The 17,146-nt window shown below is 70.8% G+C and carries 14 protein-coding genes; 4 read left to right on the plus strand and 10 right to left on the minus strand.

Annotated elements, in window-relative coordinates; translation table 11 throughout:
* Window positions 1-35: 35 nt before the first annotated feature.
* Complete coding sequence (locus ACIBL4_RS17960; RefSeq protein ID WP_399411032.1) at window positions 36-1,532, plus strand: cytochrome P450; 1,497 nt, start codon at window positions 36-38, stop codon at window positions 1,530-1,532.
* Here the strand turns inward: ACIBL4_RS17960 and ACIBL4_RS17965 are convergent.
* The 10 genes from ACIBL4_RS17965 to ACIBL4_RS18010 form a co-directional block, all read right to left on the minus strand.
* Window positions 1,494-2,336 carry a pentapeptide repeat-containing protein gene (locus ACIBL4_RS17965; RefSeq protein WP_399411034.1) on the minus strand — a complete coding sequence of 281 codons (843 nt, stop codon included), beginning with the start codon at window positions 2,334-2,336 and terminating at the stop codon, window positions 1,494-1,496. The genes ACIBL4_RS17960 and ACIBL4_RS17965 overlap by 39 nt on opposite strands.
* Window positions 2,337-2,372: 36 nt before the next feature.
* Window positions 2,373-3,107, minus strand: coding sequence for a PIG-L deacetylase family protein (locus ACIBL4_RS17970; RefSeq protein ID WP_399411036.1), 735 nt, complete (start codon window positions 3,105-3,107; stop codon window positions 2,373-2,375).
* A gap of 52 nt (window positions 3,108-3,159) precedes the next feature.
* A complete protein-coding gene (locus tag ACIBL4_RS17975; RefSeq protein WP_399411569.1) occupies window positions 3,160-4,461 on the minus strand; it encodes an alpha/beta fold hydrolase in 1,302 nt (433 codons plus the stop codon).
* 108 nt (window positions 4,462-4,569) lie between these two features.
* Window positions 4,570-5,595 carry a LacI family DNA-binding transcriptional regulator gene (locus ACIBL4_RS17980; RefSeq protein WP_356037356.1) on the minus strand — a complete coding sequence of 342 codons (1,026 nt, stop codon included), beginning with the start codon at window positions 5,593-5,595 and terminating at the stop codon, window positions 4,570-4,572.
* A gap of 86 nt (window positions 5,596-5,681) precedes the next feature.
* Entirely contained in the window at window positions 5,682-7,106 is a 1,425-nt protein-coding gene (locus ACIBL4_RS17985) for a BNR repeat-containing protein (protein ID WP_399411039.1), read from the minus strand.
* A gap of 17 nt (window positions 7,107-7,123) precedes the next feature.
* The gene (locus tag ACIBL4_RS17990; RefSeq protein WP_020272132.1) at window positions 7,124-7,444 is read right to left on the minus strand and encodes an L-rhamnose mutarotase; all 321 of its coding nucleotides are present in this window, start codon (window positions 7,442-7,444) and stop codon (window positions 7,124-7,126) included.
* Window positions 7,445-7,461: 17 nt separating this feature from the next.
* Window positions 7,462-8,547, minus strand: a complete 1,086-nt coding sequence (rhaS, locus tag ACIBL4_RS17995; protein ID WP_399411041.1) for a rhamnose ABC transporter substrate-binding protein — start codon at window positions 8,545-8,547, stop codon at window positions 7,462-7,464.
* Window positions 8,548-8,577: 30 nt separating this feature from the next.
* Window positions 8,578-9,570 carry an ABC transporter permease gene (locus ACIBL4_RS18000; RefSeq protein WP_399411043.1) on the minus strand — a complete coding sequence of 331 codons (993 nt, stop codon included), beginning with the start codon at window positions 9,568-9,570 and terminating at the stop codon, window positions 8,578-8,580.
* Window positions 9,563-10,603 carry an ABC transporter permease gene (locus ACIBL4_RS18005; RefSeq protein WP_399411045.1) on the minus strand — a complete coding sequence of 347 codons (1,041 nt, stop codon included), beginning with the start codon at window positions 10,601-10,603 and terminating at the stop codon, window positions 9,563-9,565. The genes ACIBL4_RS18000 and ACIBL4_RS18005 overlap by 8 nt, the downstream gene beginning before the upstream one ends.
* On the minus strand, window positions 10,600-12,117 hold the full coding sequence (locus ACIBL4_RS18010; RefSeq protein ID WP_399411047.1) for a sugar ABC transporter ATP-binding protein: 1,518 nt from the start codon (window positions 12,115-12,117) through the stop codon (window positions 10,600-10,602). The genes ACIBL4_RS18005 and ACIBL4_RS18010 overlap by 4 nt, the downstream gene beginning before the upstream one ends.
* Before the next feature lie 270 nt (window positions 12,118-12,387).
* Between ACIBL4_RS18010 and rhaI the strand changes: the two genes are divergently transcribed.
* From rhaI to ACIBL4_RS18025, 3 genes are all read left to right on the plus strand, one after another.
* Entirely contained in the window at window positions 12,388-13,548 is a 1,161-nt protein-coding gene (gene rhaI, locus ACIBL4_RS18015) for an L-rhamnose isomerase (protein ID WP_399411049.1), read from the plus strand.
* Window positions 13,549-13,653: 105 nt separating this feature from the next.
* Window positions 13,654-15,693, plus strand: a complete 2,040-nt coding sequence (locus tag ACIBL4_RS18020; RefSeq protein ID WP_399411051.1) for a bifunctional aldolase/short-chain dehydrogenase — start codon at window positions 13,654-13,656, stop codon at window positions 15,691-15,693.
* On the plus strand, window positions 15,690-17,138 hold the full coding sequence (locus tag ACIBL4_RS18025) for a rhamnulokinase family protein (protein ID WP_399411054.1): 1,449 nt from the start codon (window positions 15,690-15,692) through the stop codon (window positions 17,136-17,138). Before ACIBL4_RS18020 ends, ACIBL4_RS18025 begins: the two co-directional genes overlap by 4 nt.
* Window positions 17,139-17,146: the final 8 nt, after the last annotated feature.

A 17,146-nucleotide genomic window follows, 5' to 3' on the forward strand; every position in this document is an offset into this window, starting at 1 on the left:
TGCCAACCCGCCGCTGGACCAAGGGAGATCGCGTCATGACGGAGGCGCCGACACGGGACGGGCTGCCCAAGGGTTTCCGCAGTGCCGAGCTGGGCTGGCCGGAGCTGGACCGCATTGCGCATCCGCCGCACCGGATCCCGCTGCTCGGTGACGTGGTGGGCGTGAACCGGCGCACTCCCCTGCAGGACACACTGAGGTACGCCCGCGAACTGGGTCCGGTCTTCCGCCGGAAGGCCTTCGGCAAGGAGTTCGTGTTCGTGTGGGGCGCCCGGCACGCGGCCGATCTCGCGGACGAGTCGCGGTTCGCCAAGCACGTGGGGCTCGGCATAGCGAACCTGCGGCCGGTGGCCGGGGACGGCCTGTTCACGGCGTACAACCACGAGCCCAATTGGCAGCTGGCGCACGACGTGCTCGCCCCGGGGTTCAGCCGCGAGGCCATGGCCGGCTACCACCCGATGATGCTGGCCGTCGCGCGACAGCTCACGGAGCACTGGGACCGGGCGGCCGTGACCGGTCAAGCGGTGGACGTGCCCGGCGACATGACCAAGCTGACGCTGGAGACGATCGCCCGCACCGGCTTCGGCCACGACTTCGGGTCCTTCGAACGCGCCCGGCCGCATCCCTTCGTGACCGCGATGGTCGGCACGCTGACGTACGCGCAACGGCTCAACACGGTTCCCTTCCCGCTGGCCCCGCTGCTGCTACGGAGCGCGACCCGCCGCAACGCCGCCGACATCGACTACCTCAACCGCACGGTCGACGAGCTGATCCGGGCCCGGCAAGCCACCGGCAGCGGAGACGGGGACCTGCTCGACCGGATGCTGGAGACGGCCCACCCCGAGACCGGGGAGCGGCTGGAGCTGCGGAACGTCCGCCGCCAGGTCATCACCTTCCTCGTCGCCGGCCACGAGACGACGTCCGGCGCGCTCTCCTTCGCGCTGCACTACCTCTCCCGCCACCCCGAGGTCGCGGCCCGCGCCCGCGCCGAGGTGGACCGCGTCTGGGGCGACACGCCGGAACCGGCCTACGAGCAGGTGGCCAGGCTGCGCTACGTCCGCCGGGTGCTGGACGAGTCGCTGCGGCTGTGGCCCACCGCGCCCGCCTTCGCCCGGGAGGCACGGGAGGACACCGTGCTGGCCGGGGAGCATCCCATGCGGCGTGGGGCCTGGGCGCTGGTGCTGACGCCGATGCTGCACCGGGACCCCGAGGTGTGGGGCGCGGACGCCGAGCGGTTCGACCCGGACCGCTTCGAGGCGCAGGCGGTACGGTCCCGGGCCCCGCACACCTTCAAACCGTTCGGGACCGGGGCGCGGGCCTGCATCGGGCGCCAGTTCGCCCTGCACGAGGCGACGCTGGTGCTCGGCCTGGTGCTGCGCCGCTACGAGCTGCGGCCCGACCCGGCGTACCGGCTGCGTGTGACCGAGCGGCTGACGCTGATGCCGGAGGGGCTGCGGCTGCGCCCGCAGCGCCGGACACCGGTGCGGGAGCCGGCCTCAGACCTGGGCTGTCCAGTGCCCGGGGCGGGTGACTGACGCGGGCAGCCGGGTCCCGGCATTGCCCCGGGCCGCGTTCAGCTGCGGCTGGGTGAGGAAGAACGCCCCGGTCAGGTCGGCGTCCGTGAGGTCCGTGTCGCGCAGGTCGGCACCGATCAGGTCGGCGCCCCGCAGGTCCGCGCCCGTGAGGTCGGCGGCGATGAGGTAGGCGCCGCGCAGGTCGGCGCCGCGCAGGTCGGCGCCCTTGAGGCGGGCGCCCATCAGGTCCGCGCCCCGGCGGTTCTTCTTGCGCCCCTTGGTGCCGGACCTGGCCAGCTCGCTCGTCCTCAGCAGCAGGACGTTGACCTCCTGGCGGTGCGCCGCCACGTCCAGCCCGGCGAGCTCCTCGGGGGGCAGCCCGGTCAGCTCCTCGGTCGTCTCCAGAGTCTTACGCAGATCGGCGTGGACCGGCCGGGCCGCGGGCAGGGAGAGCGCCTCGGTCAGGTACCACAGCAGCTCGTGCAGCTGCCGGACGACCGGGAAGACATCGAACATGCGGCGGGCGTGCTCCCGCGGCCCGGACCGCCAGTCCTGGCCGCCGAAGGTGATCTGCGAGACCTGCTGCCCGGCGCCGAAGCAGTCGTAGACCGTGCAGCCGGTGAACCCTTTCTGCCGCAGCCTGGCGTGGATGCCGCAGCGGTGGTCGCTCTGAAGACTGCGGCAGGGCGTGCCGGCGTCCTTGTCGACGGCGAAGTCGGCCGAGGCCGCGAACGGCAGGGCGACGCAGCACAGTCCGAAGCACCGCTCGCAGTCGCCGCGCAGTTCCGCCTGCGCGGGCTGGTGATCTCGCATGACGTTCAGCATACGAAACGAAAAAACCCGCCGACGTCACGCTCTGCGTCATCGGGGGAACAGCTCGAACGCCACCGCCGGCTTGCCCCCGAACCGCTCCCCCGTGGCCTCGGCGTGCCCGGTGAGGAAGCCGCGGACGTAGGTCTCCGGGTCCTCGTCGGTCAGGGCCTCGATGTAGGTGCGGTGTTCCAGCAGTGAACGCACCGCGCGTTCCATGCCGGACGTCGCGTCGACCGCGTGCGTGGGGGTGCTGGAACCGGCCACGGCGACCCAGCGCACGCCGTCCCACGGCTGAAGGCCCTGCTCGGTGAGCTCCGGGAAGATCCACCGGTTGCCCGCGTCGCCGGCCGCGTCGAGCGTGGCCCGGCCGACCGCCACGTGGTCCGGGGTGTTCCAGGCGACACCGCCCCAGGTGTCCCGGTGGTTGAGGGTGATGACCAGCTCGGGCCGGTGCCGGCGGATCGCGGCGGCGATGTCGCGGCGCAGGGCGGTGCCGTACTCGATGACACCGTCCCTGTGGTCGAGGAACTCCACGGCCGACACACCGACCACGGCCGCGCTCGCCCGCTGTTCCCGCTCCCGCAGCGGACCGCAGCGCTCGGGTTCCAGTGTGTCGATGCCCGCCTCGCCCCGGGTCGCCAGCACATAGGCGACCTCGCGGCCCTCGTCGGTCCAGGCCGCGATCGCCGCCGAGCAGCCGTACTCCAGATCGTCGGGGTGGGCCACGACCGCGAGGGCACGCCGCCAGTCGCCGGGCATGGGCTGGAGTTGAGTGGTCGTCATGCCCGCAGACTAATCCGCGCCACCGGCATCGCCACGTGTTTCCGGCACGGCATCACGCCTCATTCCGCACCAGCGCCAGCAGCCGGTCGAGGACCCGCCGGCCACCGGTGCGCACGCCGTCGTGCTCGAACTCGTCCGTGACCCAGGTGCGCAGGCCGCGGATCGTGCGGGCGGTCCGCAGGGAATGGGCGGTGTCGACGTACATGTCGTCGTGGTAGACGGCGGCGACGACCGGTACGTCGTTCGCGGCGAGGCGGGCCGGGTCGTACAGGGGGGTCCAGTCGGTGCGGGCGGCGAGCCGGTCGGCGGTCTCGCGCAGGGGGCGCAGCGCCGGGTCGCAGTCGAACATCCAGGGGTGGATGGACTCCCCGGTGAACAGCAGCGGTTCGTCTCCCGCGAGGGCCTTCGCGGCGTCGAACTGCGGGAACTCGGCGCGGACCCGCTCGGCCGACCAGGCGGTGGGCCGGGCGTCCTGGCCGTAGATCGACTCGTGGATCAGGGCGTACAGCGGGTGGCGGGCGTAGGACAGCATGCCCTGCGCCTGTTCCTGGAACGCGTCGGAGAGCGTGAAGCCCTGCGGGGTGCGGACGAACGCGTTCTCGAGGAGGTAGTGCAGGCGGTGGGTGCCGTCGCCGGTGCCGAGGACGATGCCGAGGGACTGGAAGGCCTCGACGGTGAGGCGGTAGCCGTTCGGCAGGACCACGTCGTGCGTGAGGAGGTGGTCGGCGATGCGGCGGGCGCGTTCGGCGTCCTGCGGGTAGCGCGCGTAGTGCGCGGTGACCTTGCGTTCGATGCGCGGGAAGGCGGCCCGGTAGACGTCGTCGGCGTGGGCGTCCAGGGAGGGCAGTCCGCCTGTGATCACAGCGGTGGCCAGGCCCTCGGGCGCGAGGGACAGGTAGGTGGTCAGGCAGAAGCCGCCGAAGCTCTGGCCGAGGACGGTCCAGGGGGCGCCGCCGGTGACCTGCGTGCGGATGGCCTCGCAGTCGCGGACGATCGAGTCGGCGCGGAAGTGTGTGAGGTAGTCGGCCTGCTCGGCGGGGCCGCCGCGCAGCGGGAGCGTCTGCCGGTTGGCGGGCGTGCTGTGGCCGGTGCCGCGCTGGTCGAGCAGGAGCACGCGGTACTCCTTCAGCGCGCGGCCGAGCCAGCCGGGCCTGCCGACGGAGCGGTCCGCGCCGAAGCCGGGCCCGCCCTGGAGGTAGAGCAGCCACGGCAGGTCCTGCTGCGCCTTGTCGGTCGCGACGACCTCGCGGGCGTACAGCTCGATCGTCTCGCCCTCGGGGCGGCTGTGGTCGAGGGGGACGGTGAAGCGGCGGTCGGTGAGGACGACTCCGGGCTGGCGGTAGCTGAGGGTCAACAGGGCTCCCGGGACGGACGGATTTCGGACCGCGTCCCAGTTCATCACAGGGAACGTCCGCGAGTGACCCCTTCGGATCATGAAGTCTTCCTGAACGACCGTTCAGGTTCAGCGGGCGGACAGGCTGGAGCGGCGGACCACCAGCTCGGGCTGGAGCACGACCCGCCGGTGCTCGTGCGGCCGGGCCGGGCCGTCCTCCTCCGTCTCCTCCAGGAGCAGGTCGGCCGCCATGGCGCCCATGGTGACGGCGGGCTGCCGTACGGAGGTGAGGGGGACGGCGGCGGCCGCCGCGAACTCGATGTCGTCGTAGCCGACGATGGCGAGGTCGTCCGGGACGTCGACACCGGCCGCGTACATGGCCTGGAGGACACCGAGCGCGAGGAGGTCGTTGGCGCAGAACACGGCGGTCGGCCGGTCGGCGAGGCCGAGCAGGCGAGCGCCGGCATCGCGGCCCGCGGCGACGTCGAGCCGTTCGGTGGGCAGCTCGCGCAGCGCGTCGGGGCCGAGCCCGGCCTCGGAGAGCGCTTCGAGGGCGCCCGTGCGCCGGTCGCGGACCTGGTTGAGGCCGGGCGGGCCGCTGACGTAGGCGATGGAGCGGTGCCCGGCGTCGACGAGGTGGCGTACGGCCAGGGCGCCGCCCGCGACGTCGTCGACGGAGACCGAGCACTCGGTGGTGCCCTCGGCGACCCGGTCGACCAGGACGAACGGGATGCCGTGCCGGCGGAACGCCTCGATGTTGCGGCCCGTGGCGTCGGCCGGCGTGAGCAGCACACCGCGCACGCGCTGCTCGGCGAAGAGCGACAGGTACTCGGCCTCCTCGCCCGGGTTCTGTGCGCTGTTGCAGACCATCACGCCGAGCCCGGCCTGTCGTGCGGCGCGTTCGGCGCCGCGGGCCACGTCGACGAAGAAGGGGTTGCCCATGTCGAGGACGAGCAGCCCCATGATGCGGCTGCGGCCCGCGCGCAGCTGGCGCGCGGACTCGCTGCGGACGTAGCCGAGCCGGTCTATCGCGGACAGCACGCGGGCCCGGGTCTCGGTGGCGACCGTGTCCGGGCGGTTGATCACGTTCGACACCGTGCCGACGGAGACTCCGGCGGCACGGGCTACGTCCTTGATACCCACCGACTGGGCCATCGGGCAGGGACCTCCAGGGGGAGACGAGGGGGCGGCGGCCGGGGCGGCTTCACATTACGGCACGCCGCCCCGGGAACCGGGCGGGGTCAGGCGGGCAGCCGGAAGTCGACGACGTGCAGCGCCGAGGGCGTCGTACCGCTGGATTTCTCCTGGTACATGAAGGACAGCACCCCGTCCTGCGCGACGCGCATCTCGTCGACGACGACCTCGCCGAAGGCGTTGAGGCCGCTGCCGTCGAACAGGATCTTCCAGTCGGTGTACCCGGAGGCGGCCGAGGCGCCGGCGATCCGCCCGAAGGGGAAGATCGCGTAGGCGTTGTCGTACTTGTCCAGGACCAGCTTGGTGCGCTGGCTGGAGTTCAGCGGGACCGGGATCTCGGTCTTCTGCCAGGTGCCCGAGGCGTTCTTGCGGACGTGGAAGGCGCGCCCGTTGGCGGTGCGGTCGGCGACGTAGTTCGTGGTGCACTGGCCGAAGCGGCCGGGGACGTAGGAGATGATCGCGTGCGGCCGGCCCGCCGAGTCGGTGAACTGGCTCTCCTGGTTCATCAGGGAGTGGTCCGGGTTGAGCGGGTCGACGACCAGGCCGGCGTCGGTCACGGACACCTTGTCGGAGCCGCCGGTGACGCCGACGACGGTGCCCGCGTTGTTGCGCCAGGTGCGGCCGCGGTCGTCGGAGTAGAGGTAGCCGGTGTCGTGGTTGGTGATGCCGCCGCTGTTGCACATCACGGCGCCGTTCTGCTCGCGCCAGGTGAAGAAGGAGTGCAGCCGGCCGTTGCGGTCGTAGTCGATGCCGTGCAGGTACATGTTGCGGGCGGTCGAGGAGCCGTGCTCGCTGGTGTACGTGCCGGTGGAGCCGGACCACTCCCCCAGGTTGGTCCACTTGGTGCCGTCGTACTCGGCGAGCGCGTTGCGGCCGTTGCCGGAGACGGCGACGCGGTAGCTCAGCTGGAGCTTGCCGTCGGGTGTGGATATGAACTGCGGGTAGGTGAACTGCGAGGTCAGCGCGAGGCCGTCCAGGGTGGACTGGGGTGCGCCGAAGCGGCTCGCGGTCCAGCTCAGCCCGCCGGGGTTGTCCAGGAGCCCGGCGACCGACTTGACGTAGGTGAAGCCGTCGCTGTGGGAGTCCATGTTGAGGTGCAGCCGGCCGTCGGTCTTGGAGACGCCCATGGAGATGACGTTGTGGGAGTCGTCGGCCTTGAGGGTGTGACCGACCTTGACCGTCGACCAGGTGCTGCCGCCGAGTACCCGTCGTCCGACGACGGCGTTGCGGTCGGCGGTGTACCAGACGGCGTACTGGTAGCCCTTGTAGGTCAGCAGGCCGTTCTTCTGGAACGAGTTGTTGTTGACCAGGCCGTCGTACGACACGAAGAAGATGGCCTGGCTGTCGAGGGTCGTGGTGCCGGTCCGGGTGACGGAGGGCCCGGGGTCGGCGGCCCGCGCGGTGCCGGAGGCGAGGGCGGGGGTCACCACGGCTCCGGCGAAAGCGGCGACCAGCAACGTACGTCTGTGCATCTCATGAACTCCATTGTTCAGGCGAGGTGGAACACTTCCGTGAGCGGTTTCATGGCCTCGTCGGGCCGGGCGCCGTCCAGCGACTCGAAGAACGGCGCCATCTCCGCCTGCCAGCGGGCGTTGACGTCGGTGGCTTCCATACCGGCCTGGGCGGCCGCGAAGTCCTCGGTCTCCAGGTAGCCGACGAGCAGTCCGTCCTCGCGCAGGAAGAGCGAGTAGTTGTGCCAGCCGGTCGCCTTCAGGGCGTCGAGCATCTCGGGCCACACGGCGGCGTGCCGCTCGCGGTACTCGTCGAGGCGGTCCGCCCGGACCTTCAGCAGGAAGCACACGCGCTGCATCAACAACCCTCCGGGAATCAGAAGTTGAACTGGTCGATGTTCTTGGCGTCGAACACGGTCGGCTTGCCGAGGCTGATGACGCCGTCCTTGCCGATGGTGTACTCGCCCATGGAGCCGGCCTTGAAGGTCTCGCCTTCCTTGCCGGTGATCTGCCCGGACGACAGGGCGACGGCGGTACGGGCGGCCAGCTCGCCGAGCTTCGCCGGGTCCCACAGCTCGAACGCCTCGACGGTGCCGTTCTTGACGTACTTGCGCATGTCGTTCGGGGTGCCGAGGCCGGTCAGCTTGACCTTGCCCTTGTACTTGGAGCCCGACAGGTACTGGGCGGCGGCCTTGATGCCGACGGTGGTCGGGGAGATGATCCCCTTCAGGTTCGGGTACTCCTGGAGCAGGCCCTGGGTCTGCTGGAAGGACTGCTGGGGGTCGTCGTTGCCGTACGCGGTCTTCACCAGCTTCATGTTCTTGTACTCGGGCTTCTTCAGCTCGTCCTTCATGAAGTCGATCCAGGTGTTCTGGTTCGTCGCGGTCTGGGCGGCGGACAGGATCGCGATCTCGCCCTTGTAGCCGATCTGCTTGGCGAGCAGCTGCACCTCCGTGCGGCCGAGGTCCTCGGCGGAGGCCTGCGAGACGAAGGCGTTGCGGCAGTCGGGCGTGGTGTCGGAGTCGTAGGTGACGACCTTGATGCCGTTCTTCATGGCCTGCTTGAGCGCGGTGCACAGGGCGCCCGGGTCCTGCGCGGACACGGCCATCGCGTCGACCTGCTGCTGCGTGAGCGTGTTGACGTAGGAGACCTGGCCGGAGGTGTCGGTCGCGCTGGAGGGACCGACCTCCTTGTACTTGGAGCCCAGCTCGGCCAGGGCCTTCTCGCCGCCCTTGTCGGCGGAGGTGAAGTACGGGTTGTTGACCTGCTTGGGCAGGAACCCGACGGTGAGGCCCTTCTTGGTGGCCGCGTTCGGGTCGGCCTTGCCGGCGGTGGCGGCGGACCCGCCCTCGTTCGCGACGTCCTTCTTGGTGGTGCCACCGCCGCAGGCGGTGAGCGCCAGGGCGAGAGAGGTGGCGGTGGCGAGCGCCGCGCAGCTGCGGCGGAGGGTTGACTTACGCATGACGATGGTCCTTTACGAGGAAGGGCTGAGTTACGAGGTCGGAGTCGAGGCGGCTCTGCGGCCCGCCCTCGCTACGGAGATCTGCCGTGCGACCCTGGGGCCGAGCACGGAGAGGACGAGCAGAACGCCGGTGACGACGATCTGCGACTGGGCGGAGACGTCCTGGAGGCTCATCACGTTCTGCAATGCCCCCAGCAGGAACACCCCGGCGATGGCGCCGCCGAGCGTGCCCTTGCCACCGTCGAAGTCGATACCGCCGAGCAGTACGGCGGCCACGACGGACAGTTCAAGGCCGGTGGCGTTGTCGTAGCGGGCGCTGGCGTAGTGCAGCGCCCAGAAGATGCCGGTGAGGGACGCCATCAGCCCCGTCACCGTGAACAGCAGCAGCTTCTGCCGTTTGACCCGGATGCCGGCGAACCGCGCGGCCTCCTCACTCGCCCCGATCGCGAACAGCGACCGCCCGAACGGCGTGGCGTGCAGCGCGACCACGGCGATGGCGAGCAGGACGAGGAACGGCAGGAAGGCGTACGGGATGAAGGTGTCCCCGATGCGCCCGGACGCGAAGTCCAGGTACTGGGTGGGGAAGTCGGTCACCGCGTCGGACCCGAGCACGATCTGCGCGATACCCCGGTACGCGGCGAGCGTGCCGATCGTGACGGCCAGCGAGGGCAGCCCCAGCCGCGTCACCAGCAGACCGTTGATCAACCCGCACACCACACCCAGCAGCAGGCAGATCGGGATGATCGTCTCGATGGCCATGCCCTGGTTCCACAGGGCGCCCATCACGGCACCGGACAGACCCGCCGTGGACGCCACCGACAGGTCGATCTCCCCGGAGACCACCAGCAGGGTCATCGGCAGGGCGATCAGCGCGATCGGCAGCGTGTTGCCGAGGAGGAACGACAGGTTGAGCGCGTTGCCGAACCCGTCGACGAAGCCGAAGGAGAACAGCAGGACCACGATCAGCAGGGCGCCGACGACCGTGTCCCAGCGGACCGCTCGGCTCAGGGAGATGTCAGCCATGGCGGGCGTTCCTCTTCTTCAGGGCGGAGGCCACGCGCAGCGCGACGATCCGGTCGACCGCGATGGCGAGGATGAGCAGGATGCCGTTGATGGCGAGCACCCAGACGGAGCTGACGCCGAGGGCGGGCAGCACACTGTTGATGGACGTCAGCAGCAGCGCGCCGAGAGCCGCGCCGTAGACGCTGCCGGAGCCGCCGGTGAAGACGACACCGCCGACCACGACCGCGCTGACGACGGTGAGTTCGTAGCCGGTGCCGGTGCCGGAGTCGACGTTGCCGAACCGCGCGAGGTACATGGCTCCGGCGAGTCCGGCGAGGGCGCCGCAGAAGGTGTACGCGGCGAGGATCCGCTTGCGCACGGGGATGCCGGCGAGGCGGGCGGCCTCGGGGTTGGAGCCCAGCGCGTACAGCTCGCGGCCGCTGGCGAAGTGCTTGAGGTAGTAGGCGGTGGCGACGAGGACCGCCAGCGCGATCAGCGCCAGGTACGGCACCGCCGAGATGCCGCCGGAGCCGAAGTCGACGAAACCGCCGGGCAGATCGGCCGCGGTGATCTGGCTGGAGCCGACCCAGATGGAGTCGATGCCGCGGATGATGTAGAGCGTGCCCAGGGTGACGACGAGCGCGGGCACCTGGCCGAGGCTGACGAGCAGGCCGTTGAGCAGTCCGAAGCCGATGCCGAGCAGGACCGCCAGCGCGATCGCCACGAGCGGGTTGCCGCCGCCCTGGAGATACGTTCCGGCGGCGAAGGCGCTGATGCCGAGCGTGGATCCGACCGACAGGTCGACGTTGCGGGTGATGACGACGAGGGACTGGCCCGTGGCGACCAGCACGAGGATCGTCGCGTTCAGCAGCAGGTCCTTGATGCCTTGTTCGGACAGGAACTGGCTGTTGCCGGCCTGGGTGACGGCGATCATCACCAGGAAGACGACGAGGATGGCGAGTTCGCGCATCTTGAAGACGCGGTCGACCAGCCGGGTGCCGCTCGACTTGGGCACGTCGGCCACGGGGGCCTCTTGGGGAGTGACGACCGTCATGCGGCGGCCCTCCCGGTGGCTGCGGCCATCACGGTTTCCTCGGTGGCGTCGGAGCGTGGGATCTCGGCGGTGAGCCGTCCCTCGTGCATGACCAGCACGCGGTCGGCCATGCCGAGGATCTCGGGCAGGTCGGAGGAGATCATCAGGACGGCGACGCCGTCGGCGGCCAGTTGCGACAGCAGCCGGTGCACCTCGGCCTTGGTGCCGACGTCGATACCGCGGGTGGGCTCGTCGACGATCAGCACCCTGGGGCCGGTGGCGAGCCACTTGGCGAGCACGACCTTCTGCTGGTTGCCGCCCGAGAGGGTGTTGACGGTGTCGGCGATCCGGGCGTACTTGACCTGCAGCTTGACGGCCCAGTCGAGGGAGCGGCTGCGCTCGGCTCCGCGGTCCATCAGGCCCGCCTTCACGGTCGTGCGCAGCCCGGTGAGCCCGATGTTCCGCTCGATGGACATGTCCATCACCAGGCCCTGGGCGCGCCGGTCCTCGGGGACCAGGGCGAGCCCGGCGGACATCGCGGTGGACGGGGCGCCGTTGACCAGGGGTTTGCCGTCGACGGTGACCTCGCCGGCGTCCCAGCGGTCGATGCCGAACACGGCCCGCGCGACCTCCGTACGCCCGGCGCCGACCAGTCCGGCGAGGCCGACGATCTCGCCGTGCCGTACGTCGAAGGAGACGTCGGTGAACACGCCCTCGCGGGTCAGGCGGCGCACGCTCAGGGCGACCTCGCCCGGCTGCACGTCCTGCTTGGGGTAGAGCTCGTCGAGGTCGCGGCCGACCATGCGGCGCACGAGGTCGTCCTCGGTCATGCCCTCCAGTGGCTCGCTGCCGACCAGGGCGCCGTCGCGCAGGGTGGTGACCCGCCGGCAGATCTCGAAGATCTCCTCCAGCCGGTGGGAGATGAACAGCACCGCGGCGCCCTGGTCGCGCAGGGTGCGTACGACGCCGAAGAGGCGGGCGACCTCGCTGCCGGTGAGCGCGGCGGTCGGCTCGTCCATGATCAGGACGCGGGCGTCGAAGGAGAGGGCCTTGGCGATCTCGACGATCTGCTGGTCGGCGATGGACAGGCCGCGGGCGGGCCGGTCGGGGTCGAGTTCGACTCCGAGGCGCTCCATGAGGGCGGCGGTCGCGTTGTGGGTGGCCTTGTGGTCGATCCGGCCGAGGGCGCGCCGGGGCTGGCGGCCCATGTAGATGTTCTCGGCGATCGACAGGTCGGGGAAGAGCGTGGGCTCCTGGTAGATCACGGCGATGCCGGCGTCGCGGGCGTCGCCGGGGCCGTGGAAGGTGACGGGCGCACCGTCGAGCAGCACCTGGCCGGCGTCCGGCCGGTGCACTCCGGCGAGTGCCTTGATGAGGGTGGACTTGCCGGCACCGTTCTCACCGGCGAGCGCGTGCACCTCCCCGGGGAACAGCTCCAGGGAGACGTCCCGCAGTGCGCGGACCGCACCGAAGGACTTGGAGACGTCCTTCAGTGCCAGAACCGGGGCCGGACCCGTGGTGGACGGGTGGGTCATGGGGGCTCCTCGACGACGCCGGCGGGACCGCCTCTCGGCGTCGTGGGCGTCGTGAAAGGTTTCAACTGGGTTGCCGGGACGTTAGGCGGGCCGCGCATGTCACGTCAATGGGTTCCGGTCGAAAATGTTTCGAGTGCAGAAGGTCACGCCCTGGTCACGAGTAACCGTGTCGACCGGAGGGGTTGACACCCCTTCGGGGGGCCCATAACTTCGCGTCCTGAATCGTTTCATTCGATGGTCGTTACGACCCGATGCCTCAGGAGCCCTGACGTGACCGAGCTCGCCGCGGTGAAGGCCGCTCTCAAGACCCAGGCAGTCGAGACGCCGTCGTGGGCGTACGGGAACTCGGGCACGCGCTTCAAGGTGTTCGCGCAAGCGGGTGTGCCACGCGATCCGTACGAGAAACTGGACGACGCGGCGAAGGTGCACGAGTTCACGGGGGTCGCCCCGACGGTCGCCCTGCACATTCCGTGGGACAAGGTCGGCGACTACGCGGCGCTGGCGAAGCACGCGCAGCAGCGGGGCGTGCGGCTGGGGGCGATCAACTCCAACACGTTCCAGGACGACGACTACAAGCTCGGGAGCATCTGCCACCCGGAGGCCTCTGTGCGCCGGAAGGCCGTCGACCATCTGCTGGAGTGTGTAGACATCATGGATGCGACGGGTTCGACGGACCTGAAGCTCTGGTTCGCCGACGGGACGAACTATCCCGGGCAGGACGACATCTGGGCCCGGCAGGACCGGCTCGCCGAGGGGCTCGCGGAGGTCTACGAGCGGCTGGGCGACGGGCAGCGGATGCTGCTGGAGTACAAGTTCTTCGAGCCGGCCTTCTACTCGACGGATGTGCCGGACTGGGGCACGGCGTACGCCCACTGCCTGAAGCTCGGGCCGAAGGCGCAGGTCGTCGTCGACACCGGGCATCACGCGCCGGGGACCAACATCGAGTTCATCGTGGCGACGCTGCTGCGGGAGGGGAAGCTCGGAGGGTTCGACTTCAACTCGCGGTTCTACGCGGATGACGACCTGATGGTGGGCGCGGCGGACCCCTTCCAGCTGTTCCGGATCATGTACGAGGTGATCCGGGGCGGGGGGTTCTCGCCCGAGGTCGCGTTCATGCTCGACCAGTGCCACAACATCGAGGCGAAGATCCCGGCGATCATCCGGTCGGTGATGAACGTGCAGGAGGCGACGGCGAAGGCGCTGCTGGTCGACGGCGACGCGTTGAGGGCGGCGCAGCGCAGCGGGGACGTGCTGGAGGCGAATGCCGTGCTGATGGATGCGTACAACACGGATGTGCGGCCGTTGCTGCGGGAGGTGCGGGAGGAGATGGGGCTGGACCCCGACCCCATCGCCGCGTACCGGCGGTCCGGGTGGGCCGAGCAGATCGTGGCCGAGCGGGTCGGTGGGCAGCAGGCCGGCTGGGGAGCGTGAGCGTCTGCCGGGTTCTGTTTGATTTCGGGCTGCGGGCCGATTGTGGCTGGTCGCGCAGTTCCCCGCGCCCCTGAACTACACACCCTCCGTTGCAAAGGAACTGTCATGGCAACCCACCCCGAAGCCGCCGCTCTCCTGGCCCGTTCGCATCGGCTCGGCTCCGATCCCCGTAACACCAACTACGCGGGAGGCAACGCCTCCGCCAAGGGCACCGAGACCGACCCCGTCACCGGTGGTGACGTCGAGCTGATGTGGGTCAAGGGGTCCGGCGGTGACCTCGGCACGCTCACGGAGGCGGGGCTCGCCGTGCTGCGGCTGGACCGGATGCGGGCGCTCGTCGATGTCTATCCGGGTGTCGAGCGCGAGGACGAGATGGTCGCCGCGTTCGACTACTGCCTGCATGGCAAGGGCGGGGCCGCTCCCTCCATCGACACCGCGATGCACGGGCTCGTCGAGGCGGCGCACGTCGACCACCTCCACCCCGACTCCGGTATCGCGCTGGCGTGTGCCGCCGACGGGGAGAAGCTGACCGCCGAGTGTTTCGGGGACAGTGTCGTGTGGGTGCCGTGGCGGCGGCCCGGATTCCAGCTGGGGCTGGACATCGCGGCCGTGAAGGAGGCCAATCCGCAGGCCATCGGGTGCGTTCTGGGCGGGCACGGGATCACCGCCTGGGGTGACACGTCCGAGGAGTGCGAGCGGAACTCTCTGCACATCATCCGGACCGCGGAGAAGTTCCTCGCCGAGCGTGGCAAGGACGAGCCCTTCGGACCGGTGATCGAGGGGTACGCCGCGCTGAGTGCCGGGGAGCGCCGGGAGCGGGCCGCCGCGCTCGCGCCGTACGTCCGTGCCCTCGCGTCGCAGGACCGGCCTCAGGTCGGGCACTTCAACGACTCCGAGGTGGTTCTCGACTTCCTGGCGAGTGCCGAGCATCCGCGGCTGGCCGCGCTGGGCACCTCCTGCCCGGACCACTTCCTGCGGACCAAGGTGCGGCCGCTGGTCCTCGACCTGCCGCCCACGGCTCCCCTCGACGAGGCCATCGCCCGGCTGAAGGAGCTGCACGCGGAGTACCGCGAGGAGTACGCCGCCTACTACCAGCGGCACGCCGAGCCCGACTCCCCCGCCATGCGCGGCGCCGACCCGGCGATCGTGCTGGTCCCGGGCGTGGGCATGTTCAGTTACGGCAAGGACAAGCAGACGGCCCGGGTGGCCGGCGAGTTCTACGTCAACGCCATCAACGTGATGCGCGGGGCGGAGGCCGTGTCCACGTACGCGCCCATCGAGGAGTCGGAGAAGTTCCGCATCGAGTACTGGGCGCTGGAGGAGGCCAAGCTCCAGCGGATGCCGAGGCCCAAGGCGCTCGCGACGCGGGTCGCACTGGTGACGGGCGCGGGCAGCGGCATCGGGAAGGCGATCGCGCACCGGCTGGCCGCCGAGGGCGCCTGTGTCGTCGTGGCCGATCTGAACGGCGAGAACGCGGCCGCGGTCGCCGAGGAGCTGGGCGGTCCGGACAAGGCCGTCGCCGTGACCGTGGACGTGACGTCCGAGGAGCAGATCGCCGAGGCGTTCAAGGCGGCCGTGCTGGCGTTCGGCGGTGTCGATCTCGTCGTCAACAACGCCGGTATCTCGATCTCCAAGCCGCTGCTGGAGACCTCGGCGAAGGACTGGGACCTCCAGCACGACATCATGGCGCGCGGGTCCTTCCTGGTGTCGCGGGAAGCGGCGCGGGTGATGATCGCGCAGGAGCTGGGCGGCGACATCGTCTACATCGCCTCGAAGAACGCCGTGTTCGCCGGGCCCAACAACATCGCCTACTCGGCCACCAAGGCGGACCAGGCCCACCAGGTGCGGCTGCTCGCCGCCGAGCTGGGCGAGCACGGCATCCGGGTCAACGGCGTCAATCCGGACGGTGTCGTGCGCGGTTCCGGGATCTTCGCCGGTGGGTGGGGGGCGCAGCGGGCGGCCGTGTACGGGGTCGAGGAGGAGAAGCTCGGCGAGTTCTATGCCCAGCGGACCATCCTCAAGCGTGAGGTGCTGCCCGAGCATGTCGCGAACGCGGTCTTCGCCCTGACGGGCGGCGACCTGACCCACACCACGGGGCTGCACGTCCCGGTCGACGCCGGCGTCGCGGCCGCGTTCCTGCGGTGAGCGCGGCCGTGAAGTCGTACGCCGCGGTCGACCTCGGCGCGTCCAGCGGGCGCGTCATGGTCGGCCGTGTCGGCCCCGACAGCCTGGAGCTGACCGAGGCGCACCGTTTCCCGAACCGGCCTGTGCGCGTGCCCGAGGGGCTGCGCTGGGACGTGCTCGGTCTGTACGCGGGGGTGCTGGAGGGGCTGAAGGCGGCCGGGCAGGTCGACTCCGTCGGGATCGACAGCTGGGCCGTGGACTACGGGCTGCTCGACGCGGACGGGGCGCTGCTCGGCAATCCCGTGCACTACCGGGACTCCCGGACGGAAGGCGTCGCCGAGAAGGTGTGGGCGACCGTCCCTGCGGAGGAGCTGTACGCGGCGACCGGGTTGCAGTACGCGCCCTTCAACACCCTGTACCAGCTGACGGCGGCCCGGTCCTCGGCCCAGCTGTCCTCCGCCGAGCGGCTGCTGCTCGTCCCCGACCTGCTGACGTACTGGCTCACCGGCGAGCAGGGCACCGAGCTCACCAACGCCTCGACGACCCAGCTGATCGATCCCCGGACCCGCGACTGGGCGTACGACATCGCCGCGCGGCTGGGCATCGACCTGAGCCTGTTCGCGCCGCTGCGGCAGCCGGGTGATCCGGCGGGTGTGCTGCGGGAGGCGGTGCTGGAGGAGACCGGGCTGACCGGGCCCGTGCCCGTGACGGCGGTCGGGTCGCACGACACCGCGTCGGCCGTGGCCGCCGTACCCGCCGGGCGGGAGCGGTTCGCGTACATCTGCACCGGCACCTGGTCCCTGGCCGGACTGGAGCTGGACGCGCCGGTGCTGACCGAGGAGAGCCGGGCGGCCAACTTCACCAACGAACTGGGGCTGGACGGCACCGTCCGCTACTTGCGCAACATCATGGGGCTGTGGCTGCTCCAGGAATGCGTGCGGGCCTGGGACGACCCGGACCTGGGCGCGCTGCTGCTGGAGGCCTCCAAGGTGGAGGCACTGCGGTCCGTGGTGGACGCGGGTGACGCGGCGTTTCTGGCGCCGGGGCGGATGCCGGAGCGGATCGCCGAGGCGTGCCGGGTCTCGGGGCAGCCCGTGCCCGAGTCGCCGGCCGAGGTGACGCGCTGCATCCTCGACTCCCTCGCCCTCGCCCACCGCAAGGCGGTCCAGGACGCGCAGCGGCTCGCCGGGCATCCGGTCGACGTGGTGCACGTGGTGGGCGGCGGTACGCGCAACGCTCTGCTGTGCCAGCTGACCGCGGACGCCTGCGGGCTGCCGGTGGTGGCGGGGCCGACGGAGGCGGCGGCCTTGGGGAACGTGCTCGTGCAGGCCCGGGCCCACGGTCTCGCCGGTGACCTGGCGGGGATGCGGCGGCTGCTCGTCCGTACCCAGCCGCTCACGCGGTACGAGCCGCGCGGCGGGACCGAGCGGTGGCGCGCCGCGCAGGACCGGCTCGCCGGGGACTGACGGGGTCT

The sequence above is a fragment of the Streptomyces sp. NPDC050416 genome, assembly GCF_044458845.1.
Classification (GTDB): domain Bacteria; phylum Actinomycetota; class Actinomycetes; order Streptomycetales; family Streptomycetaceae; genus Streptomyces.